Annotated in this window: 26 protein-coding genes; 7 read left to right on the plus strand and 19 right to left on the minus strand. The window is 71.6% G+C overall.

Features of this window, described 5'->3' with window-relative positions:
• Positions 1-52 precede the first annotated feature (52 nt).
• Entirely contained in the window at positions 53-688 is a 636-nt protein-coding gene (locus C8E84_RS03185; RefSeq protein WP_159899420.1) for a hypothetical protein, read from the plus strand.
• A gap of 40 nt (positions 689-728) precedes the next feature.
• Here C8E84_RS03185 and hisS read toward each other — a convergent pair whose 3' ends face one another.
• Both hisS and C8E84_RS03195 read right to left on the minus strand, forming a co-directional pair.
• The gene (hisS, locus tag C8E84_RS03190) at positions 729-2,066 is read right to left on the minus strand and encodes a histidine--tRNA ligase (RefSeq protein ID WP_159899422.1); all 1,338 of its coding nucleotides are present in this window, start codon (positions 2,064-2,066) and stop codon (positions 729-731) included.
• A complete protein-coding gene (locus tag C8E84_RS03195) occupies positions 2,063-2,764 on the minus strand; it encodes an MBL fold metallo-hydrolase (RefSeq protein WP_159899424.1) in 702 nt (233 codons plus the stop codon). The genes hisS and C8E84_RS03195 overlap by 4 nt, the downstream gene beginning before the upstream one ends.
• Before the next feature lie 110 nt (positions 2,765-2,874).
• Between C8E84_RS03195 and C8E84_RS03200 the strand changes: the two genes are divergently transcribed.
• Together C8E84_RS03200 and C8E84_RS03205 are read left to right on the plus strand one after the other, a co-directional pair.
• Positions 2,875-3,675 (plus strand): peptidylprolyl isomerase, encoded by an 801-nt coding sequence (locus C8E84_RS03200; RefSeq protein ID WP_159899426.1) that lies wholly within the window; start codon positions 2,875-2,877, stop codon positions 3,673-3,675.
• A gap of 2 nt (positions 3,676-3,677) precedes the next feature.
• A complete protein-coding gene (locus tag C8E84_RS03205) occupies positions 3,678-5,036 on the plus strand; it encodes a DUF349 domain-containing protein (protein ID WP_246196749.1) in 1,359 nt (452 codons plus the stop codon).
• 128 nt (positions 5,037-5,164) lie between these two features.
• On the opposite strand, the gene C8E84_RS03210 is transcribed toward C8E84_RS03205, so the two are convergent.
• The 9 genes from C8E84_RS03210 to pdxT all read right to left on the minus strand — a co-directional run bounded on the left by C8E84_RS03210 (position 5,165) and on the right by pdxT (position 14,829).
• Positions 5,165-7,510, minus strand: coding sequence for a RelA/SpoT family protein (locus C8E84_RS03210; protein ID WP_211675367.1), 2,346 nt, complete (start codon positions 7,508-7,510; stop codon positions 5,165-5,167).
• Between the two features lie 51 nt (positions 7,511-7,561).
• The gene (gene secF / locus C8E84_RS17750) at positions 7,562-8,755 is read right to left on the minus strand and encodes a protein translocase subunit SecF (protein ID WP_211675370.1); all 1,194 of its coding nucleotides are present in this window, start codon (positions 8,753-8,755) and stop codon (positions 7,562-7,564) included.
• The gene (gene secD, locus C8E84_RS03215; protein ID WP_159899428.1) at positions 8,752-10,566 is read right to left on the minus strand and encodes a protein translocase subunit SecD; all 1,815 of its coding nucleotides are present in this window, start codon (positions 10,564-10,566) and stop codon (positions 8,752-8,754) included. The genes secF and secD overlap by 4 nt, the downstream gene beginning before the upstream one ends.
• A 2-nt stretch (positions 10,567-10,568) precedes the next feature.
• Complete coding sequence (yajC, locus tag C8E84_RS03220; RefSeq protein WP_159899430.1) at positions 10,569-10,835, minus strand: preprotein translocase subunit YajC; 267 nt, start codon at positions 10,833-10,835, stop codon at positions 10,569-10,571.
• 164 nt (positions 10,836-10,999) lie between these two features.
• A complete protein-coding gene (gene ruvB, locus C8E84_RS03225; protein ID WP_159899432.1) occupies positions 11,000-12,136 on the minus strand; it encodes a Holliday junction branch migration DNA helicase RuvB in 1,137 nt (378 codons plus the stop codon).
• The gene (gene ruvA / locus C8E84_RS03230) at positions 12,133-12,744 is read right to left on the minus strand and encodes a Holliday junction branch migration protein RuvA (RefSeq protein WP_159899434.1); all 612 of its coding nucleotides are present in this window, start codon (positions 12,742-12,744) and stop codon (positions 12,133-12,135) included. Before ruvA ends, ruvB begins: the two co-directional genes overlap by 4 nt.
• A complete protein-coding gene (gene ruvC / locus C8E84_RS03235) occupies positions 12,741-13,256 on the minus strand; it encodes a crossover junction endodeoxyribonuclease RuvC (RefSeq protein ID WP_159899436.1) in 516 nt (171 codons plus the stop codon). The genes ruvA and ruvC overlap by 4 nt, the downstream gene beginning before the upstream one ends.
• A gap of 155 nt (positions 13,257-13,411) precedes the next feature.
• On the minus strand, positions 13,412-14,167 hold the full coding sequence (locus C8E84_RS03240; RefSeq protein WP_159899438.1) for a YebC/PmpR family DNA-binding transcriptional regulator: 756 nt from the start codon (positions 14,165-14,167) through the stop codon (positions 13,412-13,414).
• Positions 14,164-14,829 (minus strand): pyridoxal 5'-phosphate synthase glutaminase subunit PdxT, encoded by a 666-nt coding sequence (gene pdxT / locus C8E84_RS03245; protein ID WP_281348899.1) that lies wholly within the window; start codon positions 14,827-14,829, stop codon positions 14,164-14,166. The genes C8E84_RS03240 and pdxT overlap by 4 nt, the downstream gene beginning before the upstream one ends.
• A gap of 103 nt (positions 14,830-14,932) precedes the next feature.
• Here pdxT and kynU point away from each other — a divergent pair, with 103 nt between their 5' ends.
• A complete protein-coding gene (kynU, locus tag C8E84_RS03250) occupies positions 14,933-16,171 on the plus strand; it encodes a kynureninase (RefSeq protein ID WP_159899440.1) in 1,239 nt (412 codons plus the stop codon).
• 118 nt (positions 16,172-16,289) lie between these two features.
• Here kynU and pdxS read toward each other — a convergent pair whose 3' ends face one another.
• The 5 genes from pdxS to pgsA form a co-directional block, all read right to left on the minus strand.
• Positions 16,290-17,192 carry a pyridoxal 5'-phosphate synthase lyase subunit PdxS gene (pdxS, locus tag C8E84_RS03255; protein WP_159899442.1) on the minus strand — a complete coding sequence of 301 codons (903 nt, stop codon included), beginning with the start codon at positions 17,190-17,192 and terminating at the stop codon, positions 16,290-16,292.
• Between the two features lie 64 nt (positions 17,193-17,256).
• Positions 17,257-17,844, minus strand: a complete 588-nt coding sequence (locus C8E84_RS03260) for a hypothetical protein (RefSeq protein ID WP_159899444.1) — start codon at positions 17,842-17,844, stop codon at positions 17,257-17,259.
• Positions 17,844-19,049 carry a glycosyltransferase family 4 protein gene (locus C8E84_RS03265; RefSeq protein ID WP_159899446.1) on the minus strand — a complete coding sequence of 402 codons (1,206 nt, stop codon included), beginning with the start codon at positions 19,047-19,049 and terminating at the stop codon, positions 17,844-17,846. The genes C8E84_RS03260 and C8E84_RS03265 overlap by 1 nt, the downstream gene beginning before the upstream one ends.
• Positions 19,046-19,987 (minus strand): phosphatidylinositol mannoside acyltransferase, encoded by a 942-nt coding sequence (locus C8E84_RS03270; protein ID WP_246196750.1) that lies wholly within the window; start codon positions 19,985-19,987, stop codon positions 19,046-19,048. Before C8E84_RS03270 ends, C8E84_RS03265 begins: the two co-directional genes overlap by 4 nt.
• A complete protein-coding gene (gene pgsA / locus C8E84_RS03275; RefSeq protein ID WP_159899448.1) occupies positions 19,984-20,610 on the minus strand; it encodes a phosphatidylinositol phosphate synthase in 627 nt (208 codons plus the stop codon). Before pgsA ends, C8E84_RS03270 begins: the two co-directional genes overlap by 4 nt.
• Positions 20,611-20,704: 94 nt before the next feature.
• On the opposite strand from pgsA, the gene C8E84_RS03280 reads away from it, so the two are divergent.
• A complete protein-coding gene (locus tag C8E84_RS03280) occupies positions 20,705-22,828 on the plus strand; it encodes an elongation factor G-like protein EF-G2 (RefSeq protein ID WP_159899450.1) in 2,124 nt (707 codons plus the stop codon).
• Between the two features lie 7 nt (positions 22,829-22,835).
• Here the strand turns inward: C8E84_RS03280 and C8E84_RS03285 are convergent, their stop codons facing one another.
• Together C8E84_RS03285 and C8E84_RS03290 are read right to left on the minus strand one after the other, a co-directional pair.
• The gene (locus C8E84_RS03285; protein WP_425495944.1) at positions 22,836-23,168 is read right to left on the minus strand and encodes an HNH endonuclease; all 333 of its coding nucleotides are present in this window, start codon (positions 23,166-23,168) and stop codon (positions 22,836-22,838) included.
• The gene (locus C8E84_RS03290) at positions 23,165-23,707 is read right to left on the minus strand and encodes an HIT family protein (protein WP_159899452.1); all 543 of its coding nucleotides are present in this window, start codon (positions 23,705-23,707) and stop codon (positions 23,165-23,167) included. Before C8E84_RS03290 ends, C8E84_RS03285 begins: the two co-directional genes overlap by 4 nt.
• 97 nt (positions 23,708-23,804) lie before the next feature.
• Between C8E84_RS03290 and C8E84_RS03295 the strand changes: the two genes are divergently transcribed.
• Positions 23,805-24,005, plus strand: a complete 201-nt coding sequence (locus C8E84_RS03295; protein WP_159899454.1) for a type II toxin-antitoxin system Phd/YefM family antitoxin — start codon at positions 23,805-23,807, stop codon at positions 24,003-24,005.
• On the plus strand, positions 24,002-24,265 hold the full coding sequence (locus tag C8E84_RS03300; RefSeq protein WP_159899456.1) for a type II toxin-antitoxin system RelE family toxin: 264 nt from the start codon (positions 24,002-24,004) through the stop codon (positions 24,263-24,265). The genes C8E84_RS03295 and C8E84_RS03300 overlap by 4 nt, the downstream gene beginning before the upstream one ends.
• A gap of 29 nt (positions 24,266-24,294) precedes the next feature.
• Here C8E84_RS03300 and C8E84_RS03305 read toward each other — a convergent pair whose 3' ends face one another.
• On the minus strand, positions 24,295-25,128 hold the full coding sequence (locus C8E84_RS03305; RefSeq protein ID WP_159899458.1) for an SDR family NAD(P)-dependent oxidoreductase: 834 nt from the start codon (positions 25,126-25,128) through the stop codon (positions 24,295-24,297).

Genomic DNA, 25,128 nt, shown 5'->3' on the forward strand with positions numbered 1-25,128 from the left:
TGCGAGTCTAGACCCGCGCCACCTGCGTGCCCCCGCCCTCGAGGAGCTCTTCGTGAAGTTGTACAGCGACATCCCCGCCCGCCGTCTCGTGCAGGTCGCCGCCGATGTCGGCATCGTGCTCTGGGTGACGTTGTGGGTGCGCGTCGCCGGCCGGGTGCACGACACGACGATGGAGCTCGCGCAGCCCGGGCGTGACCTCGCCGGGGCCGGGTCGAGCTTTCGCGGGACGATGACCAGTGCGGGCGACGGCGTCGACGACCTCCCGCTGCTCGGCGACCGGGTCGCCACGCCGTTCCGCTCGGCGTCGGGGGTCGGAACGGAGATCGAGCAGGCCGGCACGGCACTGGTCAGCGCCGTCGAACAGCTCTCCCTGCTGCTCGCCCTCACGACCGCCGTCGTGCCGATCCTCATCGTCGGCCTGTTCTGGTTCGCCCTGCGCCTGCGCTTCGTGCGCCGGGCCAGCGCGGCTCAACGCTTCATCGACGCCGCCCCCGACCTCGACCTGTTCGCCCTGCGCGCCATGGCCAAGCAGCCGATGCCGCGGCTGGCCGGCGTCTGCGACGACCCGGCCGGGGCGTGGCGTCGCGGTGACGACGAGATCATCCGGGAACTGGCCCTGCTCGAGCTGCGGGAGGTCGGGCTCCGCACACCCGCAGCGGCCCCCTCCCCTCTCGCCGAACGTGGGTGAAGATCGTCGTCCAGCCGACGGTTTTCACCCGCGTTCGCGGTCAGCGGGTGGTGACGCCCGGGCGAAGGTCAGCCTCCGGGCACTGCCACGACGCGGCATCCGCCTCGACCTGCTCGCCGGATCGGATGTCCTTGACCTGGTCGCCGGCACCGGCAGCACCGGGGAACCAGACGAAGGGGATGCCGCGACGGTCGGCGTAGCGGATCTGCTTGCCGAAGCGGGCCGCACTCGGAGCGATCTCGCACGGGATGCCGCGGGCCCGCAGTGCCGCGGCCACGTCGCGTGACGCGTCGCGGGAGTCCTCGTCGTTGACCGCGACGAGGACGGCGGCCGGGGTCGAGCGGGTGGCCGTCAGACCGCGGCGGGTGACGAGCAGGTGCACGAGCCGGGTCAGGCCGATCGAGATGCCGACGCCGGGGTAGGTGGTTCGCCCGTCGCTGGCGAGCGAGTCGTAACGCCCCCCCGAGCAGACCGAACCCCACGCCTCCGACCCCACGAGCTGCGTCTCGTACACCGTGCCCGTGTAGTAGTCGAGCCCACGGGCGATCTTCAGGTCGGCGACGAGCACACCGGGAGCCTGCGCCAGGCCAGCCGTGATGACGGCAGCGAGCGCGTCCAGGCCCACGTCCAGGGTGGGGTGCTCGACGCCGAGGGCGCGCACGGCATCCACGAACGACAGGTCGGTGCTGCTGATGGCGGCGAGCGCAAGCGCCTGCTCGGCCTGCTGCGCGGTTGCGCCGGCCTCGAGGAGGAGCGCCGTGACCTTCTGCGGGCCGATCTTGTCGAGCTTGTCGACGATGCGCAGCGTCCCGGCGACGTCGCTGAGACCGATGCCGAGGTAGAACCCCTCGGGGATCTTGCGGTTGTTGACCTGGATGCGGAACTCCCCGATCGGCAGCCGCGCGAACGCCTCGGCGATGACGAGCGGCATCTCGGCCTCGAAGTGCGGCGCGAGCTCGCCGACGTCGACGACGTCGATGTCGGCCTGGGTGAACTCGCGGAAGCGGCCCTCCTGGGGTCGCTCACCACGCCACACCTTCTGGATCTGGTAGCGCCGGAACGGGAAGGCGAGCTTGCCGGCGTTCTCCAGCACGTAGCGCGCGAAGGGCACGGTGAGGTCGAAGTGCAGGCCCAGGGCGGCATCCTTGACCGAGGTCTCCCCGGCGAGGCGGGTGACCCCGTAGATCTCCTTGTCGGCATCCCCGCCCTTGCCGAGCAGGCGCTCGACCGGCTCGACGGCCCGGGTCTCGAGCGGCGCGAAACCGTGCAGCTCGAAGACCTCGCGGATCACGTCGAGGAACTGCAGCTCCAGGAGCCGCTCGGCAGGCAGGAACTCGGGGAACCCGGAGATGGGGGTCACCTTGGTGGGTGTGCTCACGCGGTCAATCCTTGCAGGTACGGGTTGGTGCCCCGCTCGCGACGCATCGTCGTGGCCGGGCCGTGGCCGGTGAGGACGAGGGTGGAGTCGGGCAGGGGCAGGACGACGTCGCGCAGGCTGCGCTGCATGGCGGCGTGGTCGCCCCCGGGCAGGTCGGTGCGCCCGATCGACCCGGCGAACAGGACGTCCCCCGACACCATGGTGCGGTCCAGGCCCTCGTCGGCGGGCAGGCCCTCGGGCACGACGGCGAGACCGAACATCACCGAGCCCTCGGTGTGCCCGGGCGCGTGCAGCACCTCGACCTCGAGGCCGGCCAGGGTGAGGGTCTGGCGGTCGGTCACCTCGACGACGGTCTCGGGCTCGCGCCACGTCGCGCGCTGACCGAACTGCTGCTCCATCATCGCCAGCGTTCCGGGGGCCAGGCTCGCGATCGGGTCGGTGAGCCGGTACCGGTCGTCGGTGTGGATGTAGGCCGCCGTGTCTCCCCCGCACACCGGCGTCACCGAATAGACGTGATCGAGGTGGCCGTGGGTGAGGAGCACCGCGGCAGGGCGCAACCGGTGTTCGGCGAGCACCTCGCGCAGGGTGTCCTCGACCCCGATCCCCGGGTCGACGACCAGGCACTCCTGCCCCGGGCCGGTCGCGAGGACGTAGCAGTTGGTGGCGAAGGCGGCAGCGGGGAAGGCGACGGCGAGCACGGTGCGAGCGTAGCCCGCCGCATCCTGCCTAGACTGGGCCGCCGATACCGGCTCCGTCGCCGGATGCCGGAACCATGCCGATGCCGGCAACCAGGAAGGGACCGCGAGCCATGACCAAGGAGCAGGAGCGCGCTCGGGCGCGCCGACGCCACGAGCGCCAGCTCAAGGCCATCGCCCAGCGCGAGGCCGACGGGGCGCGGCGCAACCGGGTGCTCGCCATCATCGCCACGGTCGTCGCCGTGCTCGGCGGGCTGGCCCTGCTGGGCACCGTCTTCGGCTCGCAGGAGCCGGACACCTCACCGAGCGCCGCAGCCACCACGATTGCAGGGTGCCAGCCGCCGCCGGAGATCCTCGGCACCGGTGCCGAGCTCGACCTCCCGGATGCCGCGACGGCCAAGGGCAAGACCTACGTCGCCACCATCGCGACCAACTGCGGCGACATCGAGTTCACCCTGGATGGCGAGGTGGCTCCCCAAGCCGTGGCGTCGTTCGTCCAGCTCGCCGAGCGCGACTACTGGCGCAACGCCCCGTGCCACCGCCTCACGACCTCACCGACGCTCAAGGTGCTCCAGTGCGGCGATCCGACCGGCACCGGTCAGGGCAACCCCGGCTACGGCTACGGCGTCGAGAACGCACCGGCTGACGGCAGCTACCCGCGAGGGACGGTCGCCATGGCCCGCACCCAGGATCCCGAGGAGGGCAACGGCGGCCAGTTCTTCATCGTGTACGACGACTCGTCCCTGCCGGACCCCAACGGGTACACCGTGTTCGGCACGGTCACCGCAGGGTTGGATATTGTCGACAAGATTGTTGCCGCCGGGGTTGGCCCCGGTGGTTCGAGCCCCGATGACGGCTTCCCCGCCGCACCGATCAGCATCCTCAGCGTTGCTGTCACCGAGAAGAAGGCCTGACCGTGTCCGACGACCAGCCCACCCCCCGCCCCGCGATCCCCTCCCCCGCGGCCCTGGCATCCCGCCTGCAGGCCCGCCCGGTGGCGGCGCCCGCGCCGGTGAGCCACTCGGAGTCAGCCCGCTTCGGTCGGGTCGACGACACCGGCACCGTCTTCGTCACCGTCGGTGAGGAGGAGCGCGAGGTGGGGTCCTACCCGGGGGCGTCCGCCGACGAGGCCCTGCAGTACTTCGCGCGCAAGTACGACGAGCTGGCTGCGTCGGCAGACCTGCTCGAGGCTCGGCTGCGCAACCCCGACGTCGCCTCCAAGGAGGTCGCCGACGGGCTGAGCACGCTCAAGGAGCACATCGCCTCCACCGGGGTCGTGGGTGACCTCGCCGCCCTGGAGGCCACCGTGGCCCGGGTCGAGGAGGGCCTGGCCGCCAAGCGTGCGGAGGAGGCCGAGGTGCGCGCCGCGGCCCGCGCGGTGGCCGCCGAGCAGCGCGAGGCCCTCGTCGCCGAGGCCGAGAAGATCGCGGCCCAGCCAGCCGGCTCCACCCAGTGGAAGACCAGCGGCGAGCGCATGCGGGCACTGCTCGATGAGTGGAAGCAGCACCAGCGCAGTGGCCCCAAGCTCGACAAGACCACCGAGTCCGCCCTGTGGACCCGGTTCAGCCACGCCCGCAACACCTTCGACAAGGGTCGCCGCGCCTGGTTCGCCGAGCTCGAGACCAGCCGTGCGGACGCGCGCTCGACCAAGGAAGCCCTCGTCGCCGAGGCCGAGAAGCTCGCGACGAGCACCGACTGGGCTCCGACCGCCCGCGCGTTCAAGCAGCTGATGGACCGGTGGCGCACGGCCGGTCGCGCCTCGCGCGCCGAGGACGACGCCCTCTGGGAGCGCTTCCGCAGCGCCCAGGACGCCTTCTTCACCGCCAAGGACGAGGTCGTCGCCGCCGAGGACGAGTCCTTCCGGGCCAACCTCGAGGTCAAGGAGGCGTTGCTCGTCGAGGCCGAGGCGCTGGTGCCGGTCACCGACGTCGAGGCCGCCAAGGCAGCGCTGCGCGGCATCCAGGACCGGTGGGAGGCCGCCGGCAAGGTCCCGCGAGCCGACCTCGAGCGGGTCGAGAAGCGGATGCGCCGGGTCGAGGCCACGATCCGCGAGGCCGACGAGCAGCGCTGGAAGCGCACCAACCCCGAGGTGGCCGCGCGGGCTCGCTCGATGGTCGACCAGCTCGAGGCCTCGGTGGCCGCGACCCAGGCCGACCTGGCCAAGGCCGAGGCCAAGGGCGACACCAAGGCCGTCGCGGCTGCCACCAGCAAGCTGGCGGCGCAGCAGCAGTGGCTGGACCAGGCGCGCGCAGGCCTCGACGAGTTCAGCGGCTGACCGCGCTTTATCGGGTCACCCGATATAGGGCTGCTTCCCTGGACAAGCCTTGTCCCAGGAAGAGCTGCCTTATCGGGTCACCCGATAAAGCAGGCGGCGGTGGGACGGAAACTTGCAGCGCGCAGGGGCTACGAGTCCGAGCGCTTTCCGCCGGTGACCCGGTGGGCGTCGAAGACTCCGTCCACGCCCTGCACGGCTCGTATGACGTGGCCCAGGTGCGCCGGGTCACCCATCTCGAAGGTGAAGTGCAGCTTGGCCATCCGGTCACGCGAGGTGGTCACGGCGGCGGACAGGATGTTGACCCCGTCGTCGGAGATCACCCGGGTGACGTCGGAGAGCAGTCGTGACCGGTCGAGGGCGTCGACCTGGAGCTGGACGAGGAACAGGCTGCCCGAGGTGGGTGCCCACTCGACCTCGATGATCTTCTCGGGCTGGGAGAGCAGCGAGTCGGCGTTGGTGCAGTCGCGGCGGTGCACCGAGACACCGTTGCCGCGGGTGACGAAGCCCAGGATGTCGTCGCCGGGCACCGGGGTGCAGCAGCGCGCGAGCTTGACCCACACGTCCGACATGTCCTTGACGACGACGCCGGGGTCGCCCGAGCGGCGGTGGTGGGTGCGCCGGGCGGTGGGGCTGGCTGCCTCGGCGATGTCCTCGCTGGCGCCCTCCTCTCCCCCGACGGAGGCCACGAGTCGCGACACGACGTGCTGGGCCGAGACGTGGCCCTCACCGATGGCGGCGTAGAGCCCGTCGATCCCGGCCAGGCGCAGCTCCTCGGCGACCCCTGTGAGGGACTCGACCGAGGTGAGTCGCTGCAGCGGTAGGCCCTGCTTGCGCATCACCTTCGCGAGGGCGTCCTTGCCCTCGTCGATCATCTCCTCACGGCGTTCCTTGGTGAACCAGTGCTTGATCTTGTTGCGCGCCCGGGCGGAGCGCACGAACTTCAGCCAGTCCCGCGAGGGGCCGGCGGAGTCGGCCTTGGAGGTCAGGACCTCGACGACGTCGCCGTTGTCGAGGCGGCTCTCCAACGGCACGAGGCGGGCGTTGACCCGGGCGCCGATGCAGTGGTGCCCGACCTCGGTGTGCACGGCGTAGGCGAAGTCGACCGGCGTCGACCCGGCCGGCAGGCCGACGAGCTGTCCCTTGGGCGTGAAGACGTAGACCTCGCTGGCGGTGATCTCGAAGCGCAGCGACTCCAGGAACTCGCCCGGGTCGGAGGTCTCCTTCTGCCAGTCGAGCAGCTGGCGCAACCAGGCCATGTCGTTGATCGGACCGGTCTGGCCGTCGCGGACCTGGGCCCCGCCCTGAGCCCCGAGGGCGGCGGCACCCTTGGCGTTGGGCTCTTCCTTGTACTTCCAGTGGGCCGCGACGCCGTACTCGGCGCGGCGGTGCATCGTGTGCGTGCGGATCTGGATCTCGACGGGCTTGCCACCGGGGCCGATGACCGTCGTGTGCAACGACTGGTACATGTTGAACTTCGGCATGGCGATGTAGTCCTTGAACCGCCCCGGCACCGGGTTCCACCGGGCGTGCAGCGCCCCCAGCGCCGCGTAGCAGTCGCGAACGGTCTCCACCAGCACCCGCACCGCGACGAGGTCGTAGATCTGCTCGAAGTCGCGGCCCCCCACGATCATCTTCTGGTACACCGAGTAGTAGTGCTTGGGGCGGCCGGTGACGGTGGCCTTGATCTTGGCCGTGGCCAGGTCGGCGCTCACCTCGTCGCGCACGGTGGCGAGGTACTCCTCGCGAGCCGGGGCCCTCTCGGCCACGAGCCGCACGATCTCGTCGTACACCTTGGGGTACAGCGCCTGGAAGGAGAGGTCCTCGAGTTCCCACTTGATGGTGTTCATGCCGAGCCGGTGGGCCAGCGGGGCGTAGATCTCCAGGGTCTCCTTGGCCTTGCGGGCAGCGCTCTCCTGCGACACGTAACGCCAGGTGCGCGCGTTGTGCAGCCGGTCCGCGAGCTTGATGACGAGCACCCGGATGTCGCGCGCCATGGCCACGACCATCTTGCGCACGGTCTCGGCCTGCGCGGCCTGGCCGTAGGTGACCTTGTCGAGCTTGGTCACGCCGTCGACGAGCATCGCGATCTCGTCGCCGAAGTCGCGCCGCAGCGCCTCGAGGCTGTACGAGGTGTCCTCGACGGTGTCGTGCAGCAGGGCTGCGGCCAACGTCGTCGGTGTCATGCCGAGCTCGGCGAGGATCGTCGTCACCGCCAGCGGGTGGGTGATGTAGTCATCGCCCGACCGCCGCTTCTGCCCCTCGTGCGCGCGCTCCGCGACGGCGTAGGCCCGTTCGATGACGGCGACGTCCGCCTTCGGGTGGGTGCCCCGCACGACCTGGAGCAGGGGCTCGAGCACCGGGTTGCCGGGGGTGCGGTTGCGACCCACGAGGGCCAGGGCCGCCCGGGCCCGGGCGCGCGAGGACAGCCCGGGTGGGGGTGTCCCCGCCCCGGCCGACGTACCGTCCTCGACCATGCCGGGAGTGTAGTGCTCAGCCAGCCGGGAGCTGACGCCGGTCCACGGTGCTCAGCGCTTGGACTTCGGCGGGCGCCGCGGCTGGTTGCGCGGACCGGACTGGGCGTACTTGTGCACGGCCCGGCCGGACAGGGTCGATGCGTCGCCGGATGCCGTGGCACGCGCGCCGCTGCCCGCGGACACCGCGACCCGTGAGTCCCCGGCGTCGCCGTCATCCTCGCCGGACGCCTGCGCGGCCTCGGCCGCGGCCACGTCCCTGGCCTGCCGAGCCTGGTACCGGCTGGCACGCTTGGCCAGCTCGATGACGGCCGGCTCGTTGCGCCGCAGCGACACGAGCAGGGGCGTGGCGATGAAGATCGAGGAGTAGGCGCCGACGATGATGCCGACGAAGAGCACGAGCGAGAGGTCGAGCAGCACGCCTGGCCCGAGCCAGATGGCGCCGACCGCGAGCACGGCGGCGACGGGCAGCACACCGATGATCGTGGTGTTGATCGAGCGGACCATCGTCTGGTTGACGGCCAGGTTGGCGGCCTCGGCAAAGGACATACGGCCGTTGGCGAAGGCTTCCGTGGTGTTCTCGCGCACCTTGTCGAACACCACCACCGTGTCGTAGAGGCTGTAGCCGAGCACGGTGAGGAAGCCGATCATCGTCGCAGGCGACACCTCGAACCCGACCAGGGCGTAGATCCCGACGGTGATGATCATGTCGTGGACCACGGCGACGAGCGCGGCCGCGGCCATCTTCCAGTTGCGGAAGTAGATGCTCATGACGACAGCCACCAGCGCCAGGAAGATCACCAGCGCGCGCAGGGCCTGTTGACTGACCGATGCACCCCAGGAGGGGCCGATGAAGGTGCCACTGACCTCGGAGGTCGCCACCTCGAAGGCCTCGGCGAGGTCCTGACGGACGGCCTGGCTGTCGGTGTCGTTCAGGCGCTCGGTCTGCACCCGCACGGTGTTGTTGCCGACGACGGTGACGTTGACGTCACGCTGGCCCTCACTGGCACCGATGGCCTGACGGGCGATGTCCTCGTACGTGGAGGGCAGCGAGGTCGTCGCCACCCGGAACTCCGAACCACCGCGGAACTCGAGACCGAGGTTCAGGCCCTGGAACACCAGCCCGAGGACGGCGATGAGCATGACGACGGCTGAGGCGATGTAGAACCGGCGCCGCTGGGCGACGACGGGAACCGACTTCTCGCCGGTGTAGAGGTCGTTGCCGAGCGTGGCGAAGCGCGAACTCATGCCACACCTCCTTCGGTGCCTGCCGCGGCAGGAGTGGGGTGCGTGAATCGGCCGCGACCGGCATACCGGGGCTTGGCCGAGCTCAGGGTGAGGCGACGGGGATCCAGACCGGACCAGGCGTGACCGTCACGGAAGAACGGGCGCCGGGCCAGCAGCGAGACCACCGGGTGGGTGAACCAGAAGACGACCAGGAGGTCGATGAGCGTGGTCAGGCCCAGGGTGAACGCGAAGCCGCGAACGCTCGAGCTGGCGAGGGCGTAGAGCACCGCGGCCGCGAGGAAGTTCACGCCGTCGGCGATGAGGATGGTGCGCTTGGCGCGGTTCCACCCGGTCTCGACGGCGGCGGCGAGGGAGCGCCCGTCGCGCAGCTCGTCTCGGATGCGCTCGAAGTAGACGATGAACGAGTCGGCGGTGAACCCGATGGCGACGATGAGGCCGGTCACGCCGGCCATGTCGAGGCGGTAGTTGTGCGACCACCCGAGGATCGTGATGGCGAGGTAGGTGAGCAGGCCGGCGACGAGGATCGAGGCCACCGTGACCAGACCCAGCACGCGGTACTGGAGCATGGAGTACACGAACACGAGGAACAGGCCGATGAAGCCGGCGATGAACCCGTAGCGCAGCTGCTCGCTGCCGAGCGTGGGGCTGATGTCGATGCTCGTCTGCTCGACGAACGACAGCGGCAGCGCACCGAACTTCAGCTGGTCGGACAGGGATCGGGCCTCGGCCAGGGTGAAGCCACCGGTGATGCTGGCGCGGCCGTCGAGGATGGCCTCGTTGAAGCGAGGCGCGACGATCACCCGGGAGTCCAAGGTCGCTGCCAGCTGGTTCTGCGGCTCGGGCAGGGCGACCATGGCACGGCTGATGTCGGCGTACTGCTCGGCGCCCTCGCTCGTGAGGGTCAGGGCGATCTCGACCTCGTTGGTGACGACGCCCTGCTGGTTGGTGCGGTACCCCGAGGTGGCGTCGCTGATCTTGTCACCGGCGACGGCGACCGGGCCGAGGATGTACTTCACGCTGCCGTCGTCCTGGCACGTGACGAGCGGCTTGGCCGGGTCGTCGACGAGGTTGTCCAGGGCCTCGGGGTCAGCACAGTTGAGCAGCTCGAACTGGGCGCTCACCTCGGGGGTGATCCACGCGAGGTCGGTCGGGCTGGTCGGGGTCGCGGTGGATGCCGTCGGGCTGGGCGTCGGCGACGGGCTGGCCGACGCGCTCGGGGACGGGGTCGGCGCCATGAGCGCCTCGGGGACCGAGCTGTTGTTCGTCGGTGAGGCGCTGCTCGCCACGGTCGGGGTCGGCGACGGGCTCGCGGCCGGTGCCCCGGACGGTGCGGGCGACGCCGTGCCGCTCGGTGAGGCGCTGGGCTCGGGGGATGCCGTACCGCTCGGGGACGCCGTCGGCTGCGGCTGCGGGCTACCCGCGGCGATCGCGAGGACGGGACGGAACTGCAGCTGGGAGGACTTGCTGATCGCGTCGCGCACCTCCTGCGTCGGGATCTCGGGGATGCTCACGACGATGTTGCGGTCACCCTGCGTCGTCACCTCGGCACCGGAGACACCACCGGCGTCGACACGCTGGACGATGATGTTGCGAGCCTGGTTGAGTTGCTCGGCCGTGACGGTCTGGCCCTCGACGGTCTTGGGCTCGAGGATGATCTGCGTCCCGCCCTTGAGGTCCAGCCCCAGCTTGGGGGTGGCCTGGGCGTCCGACCAGTGCATCGCACCGGCGAGCAGCCCCGCGAGGGCGAGCGAGAGGACGGTGAGGGCGAGCAGGGCTCGGCGCGCGGAGGAGCGCTGGGACTTCGACGACATGGTCAGGCGACCTCGGAGGCGTGCGAACCGATGGCCCGGCGGTCGTAGCGCACCGTGACGCCGTTGCCGGTGTCGAGCGTGACGACGCGATCGTCGAGCGCGACGACCGTTCCGTACAGGCCGGAGGTCGTGACGACCTCGTCGCCGACGACCAGCGCGGCCTGGAGGGCCTGGATCTGCTGGGCCCGCTTGCGCTGGGTGAACATCATGAACACCAGCAGCAGGAACGGGAGCAGCAGGATGACGACGTAGCCGAAGCCGGAGTCCATGGGTGAGATCGGTCCTTAGTGGTCAGGGTGCCCGCTCGTGGCAGGCGAGGATGCGGCAGGGGCGCACCCGGGCCAACGCCCGAGTGTAGGTGACGGGTTCCACCCGTTCCAACGTCAGCGCCCGTGCGGCGCGCCTCGTTCGGCGAGCGGCAGGTCGGCGGGGGTCAGCCGCCGAACCGGCCGGGCGCCGTGTCGTCGCTGTCGCCGTCCACGGGCAGCAGGTCCTGCAGGGGCGCGCTGCGTGGCGCGGTGATGCCCAGGTGGGTCCAGGCCCGCGGGGACGCCGCCCGCCCGCGCGGTGTGCGCACGATGTATCCCTCGCGCACGAGGTAGGGCTCCGCGACGGTCTCGACGGTGTCGGCCTCCTCGCCCACGGCCACGGCCAGGGTCGACAGGCCGACCGGCCCGCCGCCGAAGCGGCGGCACAGCGCCTCGAGCACGGCGCGGTCGAGCCGGTCCAGGCCGACGGCGTCGACGTCGAACAGCGCCAGGGCGACCTGCGCGGCCGCGAGGTCGACGTGGCCCTCGCCGTGCACCTGCGCCCAGTCCCGCACCCGGCGCAGCAGGCGGTTGGCGATGCGCGGCGTCCCGCGGGAGCGCCCGGCGATCTCCCGGATGCCGTCCTCGTCGGCCTCGACCCCGAGCAGGCCGGCCGAGCGGTGCAGGATCTGGACGAGGTCGGCGACGTCGTAGTAGTCGAGGTGGGCGGTGAACCCGAACCGGTCACGCAGCGGCGCCGGCAGCAGCCCCGAGCGGGTGGTGGCGCCGACGACGGTGAACGGCGGCAGCTCGAGAGGGATCGCGGTGGCTCCGGGCCCCTTGCCGACGATGACGTCGACCCGGAAGTCCTCCATCGCGAGGTAGAGCATCTCCTCGGCGGACCGGCTCATCCGGTGGATCTCGTCGAGGAAGAGCACTTCCCCCTCGTCCAGCGAGGAGAGCACCGCCGCCAGGTCACCGGCGTGCTGGATGGCCGGGCCGCTCGTGAGCCGCAGGGGCTTCTCGAGCTCGGCCGCGACGATCATCGCCAAGGTGGTCTTTCCCAACCCGGGCGGGCCGGAGAGCAGGACGTGGTCCGGTGGACGGCCGCGCCGGCGGGCCGCCTCGAGCACCAGCCCGAGCTGGTCACGCACGCGGGGCTGACCCGGGAACTCGGCGAGGCGACGGGGTCGCAGCGCCGCCTCGACGACCCGGTCGTCCTCGGAGCGCCCGGGGTCCACGACGCGGGCCGTGGCCTCGTAGGACCCGTCCGCCTCGACGACCTCGCTGGCGAAGCCGCGCTCGCGCGCCCCGCCGCTCACGGCCGCAGCTCGCGCAGGGCCAGCCGCAGGTAGGCGGCGATGTCGGCGTCGGCCGGCGCGGACACGGCAACGCGCTCCACGGCATCCGATGACTGCTTGGCCGACCAGCCCAGCCCGACGAGGGCCTCGGTGACCGGTGCCCGCCACGGCTCCTCACCGGGACGGGTCGTTGGCGAGCCCGGGCCTGCGGCCGGCGCCGCACCCGGGATGGCGCCGACCTTGTCGCGCAGCTCGAGAACGAGCCGCTGGGCCGACTTCACGCCGATGCCGGGGATGGACGTCAGGGCCTTGCTGTCGCCGCTGGCCAGGGCCGCGGCCAGCTCGCTCGGGCCCATGACCGACAGCATCGCCAGCGCGAGGCGGGGCCCGACCCCGGAGACGGTCTGCACGGTGACGAACATGTCGCGCTCTGCGGGCGAGGCGAAACCGAAGAGCGTGAGCGAGTCCTCGCGCACGACCAGGGTGGTCGCGAGGGAGACCTCGCTGCCGCGACGGCATCCGGATGCCGTCGTGGGGGTGGTGTGGACGAACATGCCGACACCACCCACCTCGACGACGACGTGGTCGAGACCGACGTGGGTGACCTCACCGCGCACCGAGGCGATCATCGCCGCCCCTGCGCCGCCGCGAGGGCGTCGAGGCGGGCGAGCTGGGCACCGCGCCACGCCTGGCAGATCGCCAGGGCCAGCGCGTCGGCGGCATCCGCGGGGCGGGGCGCGACCTCGAGGCCGAGGATGCGGGTGACCATCGCCGTGACCTGCGCCTTGTCGGCACGGCCCGAGCCGGTGACGGCGGCCTTGACCTCGGTCGGGGTGTGGAAGACGACGGGGATGCCGCGCTTGGTCGCCGTGAGCAGCGCGACCGCGGTGGCGTGGGCCGTGGTCATCACGGTGGTGATGTTGGTGTCGGCGAAGACCCGCTCGACCGCCATGACGTCGGGCTCGTAGCGGGCCAGCCAGCTCTCGAGCTGACGCTCGAGGTAGACCAGACGCTCCCCCGGGTCGCCGTCGCTCGGGGTGCGCACGACACCGACGGCGACCATCGCGGCCTTGCCGGGGCGACCGTCGACGACGCCGAGACCGCAGCGGGTCAGGCCGGGGTCGACTCCGAGCACGCGCACGAGCGGGGTCCCTTCGACGATGGGCAGCGGTTTAGAACACCTGTTCGGGACGACACGCTACACAGGCAACGCCCGCGGGATGTGCAGCAACACGCGCAGCCTGCCCCCACCGTGCCCAGATCGACCAGGAGGTCACCCGGGGCGCGCCTTGCGCCTCACTCCTCGTCGAGCTGGGCGAGCACGTCGTCCGGGATGTCACCGTTGGCGAAGACGTCCTGGACGTCGTCGGAGTCCTCGAGGGCCTCGATGACGCGGATCATCTTCTTGGCCCCGTCGAGGTCGAGCGGCACCTGGAGGTTCGGCACCCACGACGCCTCGGCCGAGTCGTAGTCGACCCCGGCTTCCTGCAGCGCCGTGCGCACGGCAACGAAGTCGCTGGCCTCGGAGATGACCTCGAAGGACTCCCCCAGGTCGTTGACCTCGTCGGCCCCGGCCTCGAGGACGATCTCGAGGATGTCGTCCTCGGTCTTCTCCCCCTTGGGCACGATGACGACCCCCTTGCGGTCGAACACGTAGCTGACCGAGCCCGGGTCGGCGAGCTGGCCGCCGTTGCGGGTCAGGGCGGTGCGCACCTCGGCGGCGGCCCGGTTGCGGTTGTCGGTGAGGCACTCGATGAGCACGGCGACACCGCCGGGGGCGTAGCCCTCGTAGGTGATGGTCTCCCAGTTGGCCCCACCCGCGGTGGCGCCCGACCCGCGCTTGACCGCGTTGTCGATGTTGGTGTTGGGGACCGAGGACTTCTTGGCCTTCTGGATCGCGTCGTAGAGCGTGGGGTTGCCGGTGGGGTCGCCGCCACCGGTGCGCGCCGCGACCTCGATGTTCTTGATCAGCTTGGCGAACAGCTTGCCGCGCTTGGCGTCGATCGCCGCCTTCTTGTGCTTGGTGGTCGCCCACTTGGAGTGGCCGCTCATGAACGCTCCCTCTGGTCTGGCGCGGCAGGGCCCGTGGTGGCCCCGTGCGCCGTGGCGGTGTGCTGCCGAACGATGTCGACGAAGAACTGGTGGACGCGGTGGTCACCGGTCACCTCCGGGTGGAACGAGGTGACGAGCAGGTCACCCTGCCGCGCGGCGACGATCCTACCTGCGGCCGGTCCGTGCTCGACCCGGGCCAGCACCTTCACCGACTCCCCCGCGTCCTCCACCCAGGGCGCCCGGATGAACACGGCGCGCACCGGCTCGCCGCCGAGCTCGCGGATGTGCAGGTCCTCCTCGAAGGAGTCGACCTGGCGCCCGAAGGCGTTGCGTCGCACGGTGATGTCCAGCCCGCCGAGGGTCTGCTGGTCGGGCCGGGCGTCGGCGATGCGGTCCGCGAGCATGATCATCCCCGCGCACGACCCGTACACCGGCATCCCCGCCGCGATCCGTTCCCGCAGCGGCGCCTGGAGGTCGAAGGCGCGCACGAGCTTGTCCATCGTCGTCGACTCCCCACCGGGGATGACGAGAGCGTCGACCTGCGCGACCTCCTCGGGCCGTCGGACCGTCATGGTGCGGGCACCGCTGGTGGCCAGGGCCACGACGTGCTCGCGCACGTCGCCTTGCACTGCGAGGACGCCGATGAGGGGGATGCCGGTCACGACCGATGAGCGTACGTGCTCGCCCGGCGCGCCCGGTCGGGCGTCCGGGGTTGCGGTGGCCGACAGTCGGGGTGCCCCGGCGTGGGGCCGATACGGTCAGGTCATGACGTCAGCGCTGACCGAACGAGCCCGCGAGCTCGACGTCCTGCACGCCGCCACCGACTTTCGTGGCCGGTTCCGCCTTCCCGCCGGGGTGATCTACCTCGACGGCAACTCGTTGGGGGCCCTGCCGCAGGGTGTCGCCGAGGCGGTGGCCGACGTCGTGCACCGCCAGTGGGGCAACGACCTCATCGCGAGCTGGAACGACGCGGGCTGGTGGCAGGCGCCTGCCCGCGTCGGCGACGCCATCGGCGCGCTCATCGGGGCGGCACCCGGCCAGGTCGTCTGCACCGACTCGACCTCGGTGAACCTCTACAAGGCCGTGGTCGCGGCCGCGCGGATGCGCCCGGGCCGCCGGGTCGTGCTCACCGACCCCGACTCCTTCCCCACCGACCTCTACGTCACGGATGCCGCGGCGCGCGATGCCGGGCTGGTCGTCGAGCGGGTCTCCCCCGCGGATGCCGTGGCCCGGATCGCGCAGGTCGGCGACGACCTGGTGCTGGCCTCCTACTCGTCGGTGGACTACCGGACCGGCGAGCTCTGGGACCTCGCCGAGATCACCCGGGCTGCCCACGAGGTCGGCGCCCTGGCCTGCTGGGACCTGTGCCACTCCGCCGGGGTGCTCGACGTCGGCCTCGACGAGCACGGCGCCGACCTGGCCGTCGGCTGCGGGTACAAGTACCTCAACGGCGGCCCGGGGGCGCCGGCGTTCATCTACGTCGCGCACCGCCACCAGGACGACTTCGACCAGCCGCTGTCGGGCTGGAACGGCCACGCCACCCCCTTCGCGATGGCCCCCCACTTCGTGCCCGCACCCGGCATCACCCGCGCCAGGGTCGGCACCCCGCCGCTCATGGGGATGCTCGCGCTCGAGGCGGCGCTCAAGGCCTACGACGGCGTCGACCCGGCAGCTGCCCGTGAGCGCTCGCTGTCCCTGACCGGGTTCTTCCTCGAGTGCCTCGACGTGCTCGTGCCCGAGCTGGACGTGGCGACCCCGCGCGAGGACGCGCGTCGCGGCTCCCAGGTGAGCGTGCGGCATCCACAGGCGTATGCCGTCGTGCAGGCGCTCATCGCGCGCGGCGTCGTCGGCGACTTCCGCGAGAGCGACATCGTGCGCCTGGGGTTCGCGCCGCTCTACCTCACCCACGGCGACGTGCTCGCGGCCGCGGAGCACCTGCGCGCGGTCATCGAGGGCCGGGCGTTCGAGCGCGAGCAGTTCACCACCCGCGCCACCGTCACCTGAACCCGGCCCGCGGGCCCACCGGTGCAGGCACGAGCGTGGACTGCGCCGGGAAAACCCGAGGTTCGCAGGGGAAGCCTTCCCCTGCGAACCTCGGGTTTGTCCAGCGAAGTCCGAGCGACTACCAGCCGCGCTCGGCGAGGCGGTGCGGCTGCGGGATCTCGTCGACGTTGATGCCGACCATGGCCTCACCCAGACCACGCGAGACCTTGGCAATGACGTCGGGGTCGTCGAAGAACGTCGTCGCCTTGACGATCGCCTCGGCGCGCTGGGCCGGGTTGCCCGACTTGAAGATGCCCGAGCCGACGAAGACACCCTCGGCGCCGAGCTGCATCATCATCGCGGCGTCGGCCGGGGTGGCGATGCCACCGGCGGTGAAGAGCACGACGGGCAGCTTGCCCGCGGCGGCAACCTCCGTGACGAGCTCGTACGGGGCCTGGAGCTCCTTGGCCGCGACGTAGAGCTCGTCCTCGGGCAGGTTCTGGAGGCGGCGGATCTCCTGGCGGATCTGGCGCATGTGCGTCGTCGCGTTCGAGACGTCGCCGGTGCCGGCCTCACCCTTGGAGCGGATCATCGCCGCACCCTCGGTGATCCGGCGCAGTGCCTCGCCCAGGTTGGTCGCGCCGCAGACGAAGGGAACCGTGAAGGCCCACTTGTCGATGTGGTTGGCGTAGTCGGCCGGGGTCAGCACCTCGGACTCGTCGATGTAGTCGACCCCGAGGCTCTGGAGCACCTGCGCCTCGACGAAGTGGCCGATGCGGGCCTTGGCCATGACGGGGATCGAGACGGCCTCGATGATGCCGTCGATCATGTCGGGGTCGCTCATCCGCGACACGCCGCCCTGGGCCCTGATGTCGGCGGGCACCCGCTCGAGGGCCATGACGGCGACCGCACCGGCATCCTCGGCGATCTTGGCCTGCTCGGCGTTGACGACGTCCATGATGACGCCACCCTTGAGCATCTCGGCCATGCCGCGCTTGACGCGGGTGGTGCCGGTGCCGGGGGCGCTCTGCTGCTCACTCATGGCGCCAAGTGTAGGTCCGCCGCGAGGGTGCTCGAACCGCCGTCCGGGCGCCCTCAGCCCGGCCTCAGACAGGTAGGGCCAGCGGGACGTGGTCCTCGAACTCGACGAGCTCGGGAAGGGCGGCGTGCCCGGCCAGCCCGAACCAGCGAACGGTGCGCTTGGCCCGCACGCGGCGCACGTCGCGCACGGCGTCGTTGTGGAAGCGGCGAGCCAGCTGGACCCGCAGCACGCTGGCCGCGACCCGGTCGAGCTCGCTGATGACGAACTCGTCACCGGCGGCCCGCAGCTCGGCCACCACCTCGCCCGGGAGCGCTGCCGCCAGCGCCGCCGTGAGGTCGCTCTCGACGTGCTCGCGGCCCCCGAAGTGCTGGCCGTCGAGCAGGTCGTCGGTCACGGGTTGCTCGGTGGTGCGCTCGAGCGATTCGGTCGCCGCATCCGCGATGAGCAGGGCACTGGCCGGGTCGAGCACCCCGCTGTTGGCGAGCTCGAGGGCGGCCTCGGCCCGCCGGATCAGCTGGGCGTCGAGCGCGGACATCGCCCCTTCGACCTTGGCGTGCAGCCGGTCGAGCCGGGCGGCGGAGTACGACAGGTACCAGGCCGCGACGAGCAGGACGATGACGACGAAGGTCGCGATCTGCAGGGTGTCGTTCATCAGTTGCCGCCTCCCGGGACGCCACGCACGAGCCGGCCCCAGAGCCCCTGCGGTGCGGGTTCCTCGGGTTCGGCGTCGGCGCCGGCGATCACCGTCTCGTAGACGGCCATGACCTTCGCGGCGACGACGTCCCAGTCGAAGACCCTCGACCTGGCGCGCCCGGCGACCCGCAGCGCCTCGCGCCGGGCCGGGTCAGCGAGCAGCGGCAGCATTGCCTGCGCGAGACCCTGCGGGGACCCGGTCTGGAAGAGGATGCCGTTGGCGTCACCGCCCGTCGGCGTCCCGATGTCGAGGACGGCCGCGAACGCGGGCAGGTCGGACGCCACGACCGGTGCCCCCGCGGCCATCGCCTCGACCAGGACGATGCCAAAGCTCTCACCGCCGAGGTGCGGGGCGACGTACGCGTCGACCGACCTCAGCAGCGAGGCCTTGTCGTCGTCGGAGACCATGCCGAGCATCACCGTCGCCGCAGCCGCCCTCGGGTCGGCGTCCTTGAGCAGGTCGGAGGCGTCCCCGGGCCCGGCGACGAGCAGGCGGATGCCGGGGTGCACCTCCAGCAGGTCCGGCATCGCCTGGAGGGCGATCGCCAAGCCCTTGCGGGGTTCGTCGACCCGTCCGAGGAACGCGAGCGTGGGCGCCTCGGGAGTTCCGGCCCACTGCGGGCGCACCGGCGCCAGCGCGAACGAGTCCACGTGCACCCCGTTGGGGATGATGAAGGCCATCCCGCCGAGGTGTCGCTGCACGGTGCCGAGGGCGTCCTCGGAGACGGCGATCCGCCCGCGGATCTTCTCCAGCGAGGGCCGCAGCAGCGGGTGCGCCGCGTGCAGGGCCCGAGAGCGGATCATCGCGGAGTGGAACGTCGCGACGACCGGTTCGGTCGAGGCCCACAGGGCCACGAGGGACACCGAGGGGTTCAGGGGTTCGTGCAGGTGGAGCACGTCGAAGTTCCCGGCCTCGAGCCAGCGGCTGACCCGGGTGGAGGTGGCGGGGCCGAGGGTGACCCGGGCCACCGACCCGTTGTAGCGCACGGGGACGGGACGCCCGACCGACGTCACGTAGTCGGGCAGGTCGGCGTCGTTCTCCGCGGGTGCCAGCACCCACACCTCGTGCCCCTGGCGGATGAAGTGCTCGGCGATGTCACGCACGTGGTACTGCACCCCACCGGGCACGTCCCACGCGTAGGGGCAGACCATGCCGATCCTCATGCGGCACCGTGCGCGGGCCGCAGCCGCGCAGGGTCGAGGTCGTCGACGAAGACGCGCTGCATCATGTGCCAGTCACTCGTGTGCTGCGTGATGACGGCCCCGAGCGCGTCGGCGCAGGACTGCGTCATCGCCGTGGCCCGCTCCCGCGTCGTGCCGCTCTCGGGCACGGGGACCTGCGGATGGAAGGTGATGACGATGCCCCACCCGCTCCCCCGGCGCTCGTGGCGGATCGTCACGGGGTACAGCGGCCGGCGCTCGGCCAGGGCCAGGGCGGCCGCGCCGGGCGCCATCCGGGCCCGGTGACCACACAGGTCGACCTCGACACCACGGTCGGTCAGGTCGCGGTCCGCCAGCAGGGGGATGATCCCGGGTCGCTTCGACGCCTCGCGCAACGCCGGGAACGGGTTGACCCCACCGGTGAGCGGGATGATCGTCATGCCCAGGGACTCCCGGAAGGCCAGGAACTCCTCGAAGACCTCCTCGGGCTTCAGGCGCTCGGCCACCGTGGTGACGGCCCCGAGGTGCGACGTCGCCCAGGCCCCGGCGAGGTCCCAGTTGCCCAGGTGCCCGAGGAAGGCCACGACCGACCCACCCGCGTCGATCACCTCGCGCACCGGCCCGTCACCCTCGACCCGCACCCGAGCCGCGAGGTCCCCGACCCCGAGGTCCTGGAGGCGAAAGGCCTCGCAGTAGTACCGCAGGTACCGGCGCATGCCGTCTCGCACGAGCGCGTCGAGGGCAGCGTCATCGAGCTCGGGGCGCACCCGGGCGTAGTTCGACCGCATCCGGGCGGCACCGCCGCGGGCGACGGCGACGTCGGCGACCCGGTCGAACAGCGCGTAGGCGCGGCGTTCCGGCATCCGACGCACTGCCCGCCAGCCCAGCTGGTGCCCGGCGAGAGTGAGTCGGTCGGCGGCCGACGCCGAGAACAGCCTCACAGAGCCAGGGCCTGTCGGCGCACCTCGAGCATCCGTTGGACCACGGTGATGAGACTGGCCACCGCCAGCAGCGCGAGGACCACGCCGAGGTAGATCCACGGCAGGTCGAGCAGCCCGGTGAACCCGGTGGCGATGAGGACGACCACGAGGCGGTCGGCCCGCTCGGCGATGCCGACGTTCGCCGTCATCCCCAGCCCTTCGGCGCGCGCCTTGGCGTACGAGACGACGCTGCCGAGGATGAGGCAGGCCAGCGCGAGCCCCGCCATGACGGGCGAGAGTTCGCCCTCCTGGCGCCCGGCTCCTGCGAAGTAGAGCACCAGGCCCCCGAAGATGGCAGCATCGCCGACCCGGTCGAGCGTGGAGTCGAGGTAGGCGCCCCAGTTGCCAGAGCGTCCGGTCGAGCGCGCCATGATCCCGTCGAGGGTGTCGGAGAAGACGAAGAAGGTGATGACGAGGGTGCCGACGAGCAGCTCGCCGCGGGGGTAGAACGCCAGCGCCCCGAAGCACACCCCCAGGGTGCCGATGACCGTCACGACGTCGGGGCTGATGCCGAGACGGACGAGGACCGCGGCCACGGGGCTCAGCAGCTTGGTGAAGAAGGCGCGCGCGTAACGGTTCAGCATGGTGCACCCAGCGTAACCGCGCGCCGACGCGTCTCTGGTCACACCGCACGCGTCTGGCTTGTGTGACGACGCACAGAGGAGAAATGTAGGAGGCATGAACGGCACCGCGACCAAGGCCCCGACCGTCACCGCCACGACGAGCATCCGCAACGTCGTCCTCGTCGGGCCGAGCGGGTCGGGAAAGTCCAGACTGTTCGACCACATCGTCGGTGCGGCCGTGCCCGCACGCGCACCACGAGGTGACGGCGGTGATGACGGGAACCCGACGACGGGCCTGCGGGCGGCGACCATCTCCACGGGATCGGTGGTGGTGACCCTGCTCGACGCCCCGGGCAACCCCGACTTCGTCGGGGAGGTGCGGGCAGGGCTGAGGGCGGCTGATGCCGCCCTCTTCGTCGTCTCGGCCGCGGACGGTGCGGATGCCGCGAGCCGGGCCCTGTGGCACGAGTGCGCACTCGTCGGGATGCCGCGGGCGGTCGCCATCACGGCGCTCGACGCCCGCGATGCCGACTTCACGGCCACGCTCGCGGACTGCCAGGCGCACTTCGGGGCCGGCATCCAGCCGCTCGGCATCCCGGTGGCCGGGGAGGCCGGCGCGGTGACCTCCATCGCCGACCTCCTGCTCGGCGAGATCCACGACTACTCCGCGGGTGAGCGCACGGTGCGCCGTGCCGGCCCCGAGCACGCAGAGGTCTTCGACACCTTCCGCCCCTCCCTCATCGAGGGGATCATCGAGGAGTCCGAGGACGGCACCCTCATGGACCGCTACCTCGAGGGCGAGGACCTCGACTTCGCGACCCTGGAGAAGGACCTGCTCACCGCGATCGCGCACGGCACCTTCCACCCGGTGCTCCCACTCTCGGCCGAGACCGGGGCCGGTGTTGGCGTGCTCCTGCACCTCATCGAGGCCGCGTTCCCCCACCCGGCACTGCACCCGTTGCCGACCGTCACGCCCGTCGCCGGCGGTCCGGAGGTCGAGCTCACGGCCGACCCCGACGGCCCGCTCGTCGCCGAGGTGGTGCACACCGAGTCCGATGCCTACGTCGGGCACCGCTCCCTCGTGCGGGTTTTCTCCGGCACGTTGCGAGGTGACCGGCCGGTGCACGTCTCGGGCCACCTCGAGCGGCTCGGGGTACCGACCGGGGAAGGTCACGCGCCGCACGACGACGACGTGCGCCCCGGAGCCCTCGCCGCTCCCCTGGACGACGAGCTGCTGCCCAAGACCGAGGCGATCGCCGGAGAGATCGTCGTCGTCACCAAGCTCGGCAGCGCCCAGACCTCGGACACGCTCTCCTCCCCCGACCAGCCGCTGCTCGTGACCCCGTGGGCCCTGCCCGAGGCGCTGCTGCCCGCCGCCGTCGCGCCGTCCTCACGCGCTGACGAGGACCGGATGCCGGGAGCGTTCCGTGAGCTCGCGGCGGAGGACCCGTCGCTGCGGATCGAGCACGACTCCGCGACCGGCCAGGTGGTGTTGTGGACCACCGGCCCGGCCCATCTCGGCCTTGTCCTGGCTCGACTGCGAACGCGCTTCAACGTCAGCGTCGACCAGGTGCCGGTGCAGGTCGCGCTAAAGGAGACCGCAACGGCCAGAGCCGAGGGTCTCGGGCGGCACGTCAAGCAGTCGGGTGGCCACGGTCAGTTCGCGGTCTGCCACCTCGTCATGGAGCCGCTGCCCCGCGGGTCAGGGATCGAGTTCGCCGAGGTCGTCGTCGGTGGCGCCGTCCCTCGCCAGTTCTTCGGCAGCGTGGAGAAGGGCGTCCACACCCAGCTCGAGAAGGGACTGCTCGCCGGCTGGCCGGTCGTCGACGTGCGAGTCACCCTGACCGACGGGAAGGCGCACTCGGTCGACTCCTCCGACATGGCCTTCCAGACGGCGGCCGGGCTCGCGCTGCGCCAGCTGGCCTCCCCGTCGACGATGACCCTGCTCGAGCCGATCGACACGGTGAGCGTGAGCGTCGACGACGAGCACCTGGGCGCGGTCATGACCGACATCAGCACCCGACGCGGGCAGATCCTCGGCTCCGCTCCCGCCGTCGACCAGCCCGGCCGATCAGTGCTCGAGGCGGCCGTTCCCCAGCTCGAGCTGCTCGACTACGCCGTCTCGCTGCGCTCCCTGGCCCACGGCACGGGCACGTTCCACCGTGAGCACCGCGGGTACGAGGAGATGCCGGAGCGCCTCGTCGCGCAGCACCTCGGCGAGCGGGGCCGGCACGCCTGAATGCCCTTCACTCGAGCGCAGCGCCGATCTCGACGAGGCGGGTGAGGAAGGCCCGCTCGTCGAGTCGCTTGCGCCGCAGCCACCCGGTGACCTCGTCGTTGCACTTGCTCGCGTTGCACGGGCCGCAGGCCGGCACGACGTTGCGCACCGTGTAGCGCCCGCCGCGCGAGATCGGCAGCACGCAGTCACGCTGCAGGGGCCGGTCCGTGGCTCCGCAGTAGGCGCAGCCCGCCCAGGCCACCTGCAGCGCCGACCACTGCTCGTCGGTGAGATCGTGCTCGACCTTGGCCATCCGACGCTGACGCCGTCGGGCGGCCCGGGCGCGCCGGATGCCGCTCACGGGTCCGGCCAGTGCTCCGCCAGGCGGCTGCGGACGTCCTCGAGCAGGGCTGGCAACGCCTTGGTGCGGGCGATGATCGGCAGGAAGTTCGCATCGCCGCCCCAGCGCGGCACGACGTGTTGGTGCAGGTGGGCGGCCACACCGGCACCGGCGACGGCACCCTGGTTCATCCCGACGTTGAAGCCCATCGGCGCCGAGGCTGCCTCCAGGGCTCGGATCGTCGCCTTGGTCAGGGCGGTGAACTCCACGGTCTCCTCGTCGGTGAGGTCGACGTAGAGGGGGACGTGGCGGTAGGGGCAGATCAGCACGTGGCCGGGGTTGTAGGGGAAGAGGTTCATCACGACGTAGCAGAGCTCGCCGCGGTGGACGATCAGGCCCTCGGCGTCGTCCTTGCCCGGTGCCGCACAGAAGGGGCAGCCGTCACCCGGTGACGGGTCGGGTCGGTCCCCCGCGATGTAGACCATCCGGTGCGGAGTCCACAACCGTTCGAAGCCGTCACCCTCACCCGCGAAGTCTGCGGCATCCTCGGCTGATGGCATGGTCTGATCCTAGGGCGGTACTCCCGGACGCGGCCGGCACGCCACCCCGGGATCGCAGTGGCAGACAGGCGGTGCGTCGGACGTTCGGCCCGCGCGCGTGGGTCACGACCCGGTGTACCTGACCCGTCGGGGGCGTCGGGTGGCAGCGGTCATCGACGCCGACGATCTCGAGGCTCTGATCGCTGCCGCCGAGAACCTGGCCGACATCGAAGCCGCCAAGGCCGCCCGTGCCGAGGTCGCGGACGGTGAGGCGACGATCCCGTGGGAGCAGATCAAGGCAGACCTCGGGCTGTCATGACGTACCGGGTCGAGGTCGCACCGGGGGCACTGCGTCAACTGCGCATTCTCGACCTTCCCGCGAGACGGCGTGTCCAGGCGGCCATCGAGCTGCTCGCCGATTCACCGCGGCCGAGCGGAGCCAGGAAACTGGTCGGCGGTGAGGGCGAATGGCGGGTTCGTACCGGTGACTACCGAATCGTCTACGAGGTCCAAGACGATGTACTGGTCGTCCTGGTGGTGGCCGTCGGCCACCGACGGAACATCGACGAACGTCGCTGAAACGAACGCCCGGTGTGGGGAGCTCAGGACTACCGCAGGTGGCTCGCGCCGTTGAAGTCGAGCACGGCCCCCGAGGCCCACTCGGCACCGGGGGACGCCAGGGTCACGACGGCGGCCGCGACCTCCTGCGGGGTGGCGACGCGGTGGAACGGGCTCTGCGCCCGGGTGGCCTCCCCCGCCGCACCCTCGAGCGCGGGGCCGGCCATCTCGGTCTCGATGAACCCGGGCGCGATGCTCGTGACCGCGATGCCGTGGGGGGCCAGTCGCTGCGCCATCGACTGGCCGAACGAGTGCAGACCGGCCTTGCTGGCGCCGTACGCCGGGATGTCGGGCTCCCCCCGGTAGGCCCCTCGCGAGCCGACGTTGACGACCCGCCCGACCGGGACCCCGTCGGCCGGCGGCACGTCGATCATCTGCCGGGCCACGCACCACGTGAGGTTCGCCGGGCCGAGCAGGTTCGTCGCGAGGGTGCGCTGCCAGATCTGCACCCAGTCCTCGTAGGACGTGAGCTCGAGCGGGTGGTCCCCCCGTCGGCTCCCGTCGACACCCGGGGCGGGAGGCACGATCATGGCGGCGTTGTTGACGAGCACGTCGACCCGGCCCAGCGCGGTGGCCGCCTCCGACGCCAGGCGCGCCACGGCATCCGGATCGGAGAGGTCCGCTGCGAGCCGCACGTGACCACTGCCCGCCAGACCCTCGAGCACCGCCGTCGCCCGCTCGAGCGAGGACGGGCCCCGGTGGTGCACGACGACCCGGTCGCCACGCTCGGCGAACGCGCGGGCGACCGCCGCCCCCACGCCCCGAGAGGCTCCGGTGACGAGGATGCCGCGCGAGGGTGCGGCCGTGCGGGTGGGTTCGCTCAT

The organism is Ornithinibacter aureus (assembly GCF_009858245.1).
In the GTDB taxonomy this organism is placed as follows: Bacteria; Actinomycetota; Actinomycetes; order Actinomycetales; family Dermatophilaceae; genus Fodinibacter; species Fodinibacter aureus.